At 26.4% G+C, this 6,318-nt stretch carries 7 protein-coding genes; all 7 read left to right on the plus strand.

The features are described 5' to 3' along the window. The first annotated feature begins 171 nt into the window (after positions 1-171). The 7 genes from ACXYRK_RS04035 to scpB all read left to right on the plus strand — a co-directional run bounded on the left by ACXYRK_RS04035 (position 172) and on the right by scpB (position 6,243). On the plus strand, positions 172-2,121 hold the full coding sequence (locus ACXYRK_RS04035; RefSeq protein ID WP_458597544.1) for a S8 family serine peptidase: 1,950 nt from the start codon (positions 172-174) through the stop codon (positions 2,119-2,121). After that, positions 2,122-2,922: a hypothetical protein gene (locus tag ACXYRK_RS04040; RefSeq protein ID WP_458614813.1), complete on the plus strand. Its 801-nt coding sequence runs from the start codon at positions 2,122-2,124 to the stop codon at positions 2,920-2,922. After that, positions 2,923-3,708, plus strand: coding sequence for a hypothetical protein (locus ACXYRK_RS04045; protein ID WP_458618248.1), 786 nt, complete (start codon positions 2,923-2,925; stop codon positions 3,706-3,708). A gap of 127 nt (positions 3,709-3,835) precedes the next feature. Beyond that, positions 3,836-4,153 (plus strand): 4'-phosphopantetheinyl transferase superfamily protein, encoded by a 318-nt coding sequence (locus ACXYRK_RS04050; protein WP_458597541.1) that lies wholly within the window; start codon positions 3,836-3,838, stop codon positions 4,151-4,153. Next, complete coding sequence (locus tag ACXYRK_RS04055; RefSeq protein WP_435129286.1) at positions 4,154-4,927, plus strand: lysophospholipid acyltransferase family protein; 774 nt, start codon at positions 4,154-4,156, stop codon at positions 4,925-4,927. Then, positions 4,911-5,678, plus strand: a complete 768-nt coding sequence (locus tag ACXYRK_RS04060; RefSeq protein ID WP_458614137.1) for a segregation/condensation protein A — start codon at positions 4,911-4,913, stop codon at positions 5,676-5,678. Before ACXYRK_RS04055 ends, ACXYRK_RS04060 begins: the two co-directional genes overlap by 17 nt. Beyond that, the gene (scpB, locus tag ACXYRK_RS04065) at positions 5,668-6,243 is read left to right on the plus strand and encodes an SMC-Scp complex subunit ScpB (RefSeq protein ID WP_458614816.1); all 576 of its coding nucleotides are present in this window, start codon (positions 5,668-5,670) and stop codon (positions 6,241-6,243) included. Before ACXYRK_RS04060 ends, scpB begins: the two co-directional genes overlap by 11 nt. The last annotated feature ends 75 nt before the right edge of the window (positions 6,244-6,318 follow it).

Consider the following 6,318-nt stretch of genomic DNA (forward strand, 5'->3'; position numbering starts at 1 on the left):
GAATTATAATTACTATTCAGTTTTCAAAGGACTATGCCTAAGGGGCATTTTTTTATTCAATTTACGAATATTTCTACAAAAATATGCTTTTATGTTAAAATAATGATAGAAATTATATTTAGAACATTATAAGTATATTGTTTTAATAATAAAAACTGAAAGGAATTGATAATGAAAAGATTTAGTAAATTAAAGATGTTATTATGAGCTTTACCTACGACTGCATTAGTTTTAGCATCTACAGTGATTTTTTCAGTTAAAGAAAAAGGAAAATCTGATATTAAATGATTTGAAAATTATCATAATAATAAATTTCAAGTGAGGAATTTTAGAATAAAGACAAGTTCTTCTGATCCGACTATAATTAATTCACTTAAAAATTTCGAGTTGAAAATTATTTTAAAACATGAATTTGACAAAAACAGCGAAAATGATTTGGAGGATTTGTTAAAAAACAAGAACCAAGATTTCATTGAAAAAATCAAAAAATCAAATCTAATTTTTAAAGATGTTAAAACTTCTTCGTTAGCACCGTTTGTTTGATTTTATTTTGAAAACGAAGAACAACGAAAAAATTTTGTTGAAAAAATACAAAAACTTGATTCAATATTAGGAATTGTTCTTTTTGATCAAAGTGTTGTACAACTAAGCAATAGTAATCAATATGATCCATATTATAAACTTTATAGAAAAATAAATAATAATAATGATTTGTTTATGGATTTTATTAAACAAAAAGAGCGAGAAAATCATAGAAGTTATATACCCACATCTAAAATTGGAATTTTAGAAGTTGGTGGAAAATTTGATGAAACTATGGATAATGACTTTTTAAACAGAGGTTATGAGGTTCTAATAACAAATAAAAATCTTGAATTAAACCATCATTCTCAAGAGGTTCCATTGATTGCAGCTGGTAGTCAGGGATTTGACAGATACGCTAAAATGTATTTTAGTAGTTTTAAAACTGATAAAGAATGAGAAGGCGCCCTTGAATGGTTTGTTAAAAATGGTGTAAAAGTTATAAATCATAGTTATGGATCGATTTATGATTTATTAGGTAGCGAATATAATGAAAATAACTTACTTTTGGATAGTATTTCAAGAAAATATGGAATTATAAATGTATTTGCATCCGGGAATGATAATGATAACCGTGACAAAGGAAATGAATGAATAAATTCAAAATCATTATCAATTAACAATATTGTAGTCGGAGCATTAGAATATGATTCATATCGTGGAATATCATCTGATAATATTGCCCGATATTCAAATTATCTATTATTTGATAAATATAAAAACTTAGCAAAACCTAATGTTGTTGCACCAGGTTATTTATATAAAAGAAAAATATTGGGTTATGGTGATAGTCAATATAATAAAATTGGTACAAGTTATGCAGCACCAATTATTTCAGGGTTGATATCTACATTATTAAGAGAGAAAAGTTTAATTAATAATGATAATTATAGAATTCAAGCAATTAAAGCAATTTTAGCTGTGGCATCTTGAATTCCGAATAATAATGATATAGCTTATAAAAGTAATGGGTACTCACTAAAATATGGAGCTGGTATTCCTAATTTTGAAAAGATGCTTAAAGCGTTTGATAATCTAACAATTGCTAATATTGATAAAAAAACAAACGGAACTGTGTTAGCAACAAAAGAATTTTATGCTTATAAAGGACAAAACATAAGAGTAGCTAGTTCGTGATTATTCAATGCTGGATTGCTTAAAAATAAAGAAAATAAACCAAGTTCGAATTTTAGTTGATATCTATATTTAATTCCATTTTTTGCAATCGGAACAGGAATTGCAGATTTAGTGTGAAGTGGTACACATAAAAACGACAGCCAACTTAAATTACATGAAACCCTAAAAAGACAAGAACAAAAATTATATTCTGATTATGATTTAATTTTAGAATATAAAGATAAAAATGGGAATTGAAAGCAAATTAAAAAAATAATTACAGAAGATTCAACAGATGAACTTATAATCCATAATGCAAATATATCAGGTTTATATCGAGCAAGGGTAGTAAAATATAAAGATTCATTATTTGAAAATTCTATTGATGATAATATTGCAATGACATATTTGGTATCTTGATAAATGAAAAGAACATTTAAAACTATATTAGCATCTTCTGTTTTATCAACTTCTTTAATAGCTTTGTCATGCTCTAGTAACAAAGTTTCTATAAATTACGACGATGAAAATATTGATTATCGTTTAAGATTTGCTGAATTACTTGATCTTTACCAAACCCAAACTAATATAAAAAGAAATCCATATGATTTTTTTATGTTAAAATGAGAATCTGGTGAAAATAATGGTGGGTATGGTGTTGAAACCTTATTAAAGAATAATTTCACAATATTTACAAGTTCCAATCAAGTTCGGAATGATTATTTAAGTAGGTTTTCACTAGATTTTTATAAGAAAATATACAATATGTTTTTAAGGTTAAATGAAAAAGAGAGGGATTTTAATATCAATGATTATTGAAAAATTAATCCTAATAATATGACACAAGAGCAAATAAATAAGTATAATGAACAAAAATTCGAAGAACAATATTTATATAATCAAAAAATAGATGAATTTTTTAAGACAAAAAACTTGGTTCTTTCTACATCTTGACATGCTCGCTATCGTATTGACTATTCCCAAATAGATTACTTGATATATAATCCTAGAAGTAATCCTGATGAAATCTCGTTTATTAAAGTACATACTGGACAATTGCAACCTGCGAGGTATTACCAACCTGCAAGTGGAGGTGCATCATTTATGGATTCTGCTGTAATAAATAAAAATATTAAAATTAATCCGATTGTAAATGATCACTTAACTAAGCAAGAAGTTATAGATCTCTTTGAATTTCTTGAAAAAAAATATGAGGTAAAATAAATGAAGCATCATAAGTGATTGATATTATTTGTTTCTGTATCAATGATTGCACCTATTTTAATTGCTTGCTCAAATGTTGAAACAAAAAAACCGACGGAAAATAAAGCAGAGATTAATGCCACAAATGAATTTAATAATTTACTCGAGTGATATCAAAAGCAAAATAAAATAGTATCTAACCAAGACCGCTTTGGTAAGTATTGAAGTTATCTTTGAAACAAAGATAAGATACCTTTATTTAAGCAGCCATACCTTATTATTGAGACACTAGATGACCTAAAGAAAAAAATACTTAATAAATTTGATCGTAAATTATTTGTGGAACTATATAATAGTAAAAAATATAGTTTAGATTTTGATATTCGAAAATTAGATGAAAAAGATATTCTTGAACTTAATTTACAAAAATTTTCTAATATTTTTTTAAATAACCAAAACCTTGAAGTTTTCTTTAAAGAAAATAATTTACTTATAGCTCAATATTGACATGATCCAAACGATAAAAACAAATACAATCAAAAATATCTTATACCAGATCCTACACACCAATCAGATACTCATTTAATATTTGATGTAGTTAGTCCAAATGACTTATATTATGTGGAAGATTTTGGGTTATATCAAAGTTCACCACAATATGAAAAAGACTTTTTATACAAAGATGTAAAATTAACTGTAATTACTTTTAATAAAGGAAAAAAGATTTTTATAGATGAAAATTTAACAAAAACTCAAACTAAAAATATTTACAAAACACTTTTAACAAAATATGGTGATCGAGTATAAAATATACACAACAATATTAATATTGTTGTGTTTTAATAACAAAACACATAAATTTAAAAGCAAAAAATATTAAAATTAGCTTATTTTTATACACTAAAAAACCTAATTTTATAATATAATTTAATATATGAATAAATTGAAAATAGGTGTTGATATAACACATATTTCCAGGTTTGTAAACAAAAGTAATTCTTTTATTGATAGGTTGCTTTCTGCAGATGAATTAGTTAAATTTGATAAACTTAAACAAAAACAAAAGCAATTATTTTTAGCACGAAGTTGAGCAATAAAGGAAGCTATTTTCAAAGCAGATAATCAATATTATAAATTTAAAGAAATTGATATAAAAAAAATAAATAATAGATGAATCTTTAAAGATTTTATTATTACAATTTCGCATGAAAAAGATATATTGGTTGCTTTTGTAATTAATATGGGGGAATAAATGAAATTTACAATAGATACTAGAATTAAGTTTCTTGCTACATGTTTAGCATGATTGCGTCGTTGATTGAAACTTGGTTCAATGCTGCGTAAGTATAAAAAAACACCTGAATTAGTTTCTCGTGAACAACGCTATAAGTTTATTCTAAAAATTGCTAAGAAATTAATTAAAATTTATAATATTGATTTGGCTATTGAAGGCATTGAAAATATTCCAAATAATGGTGGAATTATTTTAACCCCTAACCATAAATCATATATTGATGCCTTAGTTTTGATTGCTGCATTAGAACAAACAAATCAAGAATTTATTGATAAGCCTCGTGTCCCTACATTTATTGGTAAAGAAGGATTGAAAAAAAGTAAAACTATTTATAAATCAATGCAACTACTTGATTCATTTTTTATAGATAACAAAAATATCCGCGATAGTCTTCGTACATTAGATGAATTTACTGATTTTGTCAAAAATCAAAAAACTTTTGGAATTGTCTTTCCGGAAGGAACCCGCATTAAAGAAGAGAAATTAGGTGATTTTAAATCAGGTATCTATAAAATGGCTAATAATACATATATGGATGTGATTCCTGTTGCTATCTCAAATACATTAGATGCTTTTAGTCTCAAACGTCATGGCAGAATCAAAGTTACAGTTTCATTTTTAACTACTTTAAAAGCTAAAACTAATATTACTAAGGAACCAGCAATAATTGCAACTAAAGCAAAAGATATGATTGCTGCAAAGTTAGGATATACTGATGAAATTAAAAAATAAAAATCTTAACTATTCTTATGAGCATAATTTCAAATTAGCTGATTTTGATGGACCACTTGATTTGTTGTTAGAGTTAATTAAAGCGAAGAAAATAAGCATCATGGAAGTTAATTTAATCGAATTAGCAACTCAATATATTCAAATCATTAATCATTTAAAAGAAGCAGAAATTGATATTGCTGGCGATTATTTAGTAATGGCTACAACCTTAATCAACCTAAAAGCAAAGATGATCCTACAAGGTCCTGATGAAGTGGATGAAGAAATAGAACAAGAAAAGAAATTGTTTATTCAAGATTTAGTTGAATATGAGCAGTTTCGTCAGGTTCGTGAAGCTTTAAAAACATTTCAAAGTCAGCGCGCTGATATTTATATTAAAAAAGCAAGTAATATTGATGAATACATTCAAGACAGTGATTCAGCAAAACTTGATGGACATTCAAATCCGATAAAATTAATTAATGTTCTGCGTAAGATGTTTGAAAGAGTTTATGCACAGCATTTAAGACAAACCAAACTTGAAAAGTTTAATTTAACACCATCCGATCAATTTCCGTTTATTAAGAATTTATTAAAACAACACCAAACCTTAACTTTTGAAATGGTATTTAATCAACCAACCTTAAATCACTTTGTTATTACCTTAATTGCAGTTTTAGATTTAGCAAGACAACAGTATTTACTAATCAAACAAGATAATCAATTTGATGCAATTTCAATAACCAGAGGAGAAAAATTCAATGAAGAATAAAATATTAGAGGCACTTTTATATATTCAAGGTGATGATGGACTTACTTTAGAACAAGTTAAAGAAATATTTAACTTAAATACCTTACACGAAGCAAAAAAAGTAATGGCAGATTTTCATAAGGATTTCAACTCTGAAGATCGTGGTTTAAAAGTTGTAGTATTCAATGAAATATATAAATTAGCTACCCGTGAAAGTGTTAAAGAATATATAACTAAGATGGTATCAGTTGTGCGTCCACATCGTTTATCAAATGCTGCTATTGAAGTAGCAGGAATTGTAGCTTATAAACAACCAATAACCCGTAGTCAAATTAACAAAGTGCGAGGAACTGCATCTGATCAGGTAATTAATACTTTATTAGTTAAAGGTGTGATTGAAGAGGTTGGTATTTCGCCAACTCCTGGTAGACCAATATTATATGGGATAACAAATAAATTCTATGATCACTTTAAAATTTCTACTTTACGTGATTTACCAAAACTAGATGATTTCAATTATGTTGATGGTGTTGAAAATGAGGCAAATGATTTTGATTTATTTACTAGCCAAAGAGAGGATAAATAACCTATCACTTAGATAGGTTACCCAAAATGCAATCTAAAAAGCTACACTATAAAAATTAGACTATTGTGTAGCTTT

It is taken from the genome of Mycoplasma sp. AC1221 (assembly GCF_054353815.1).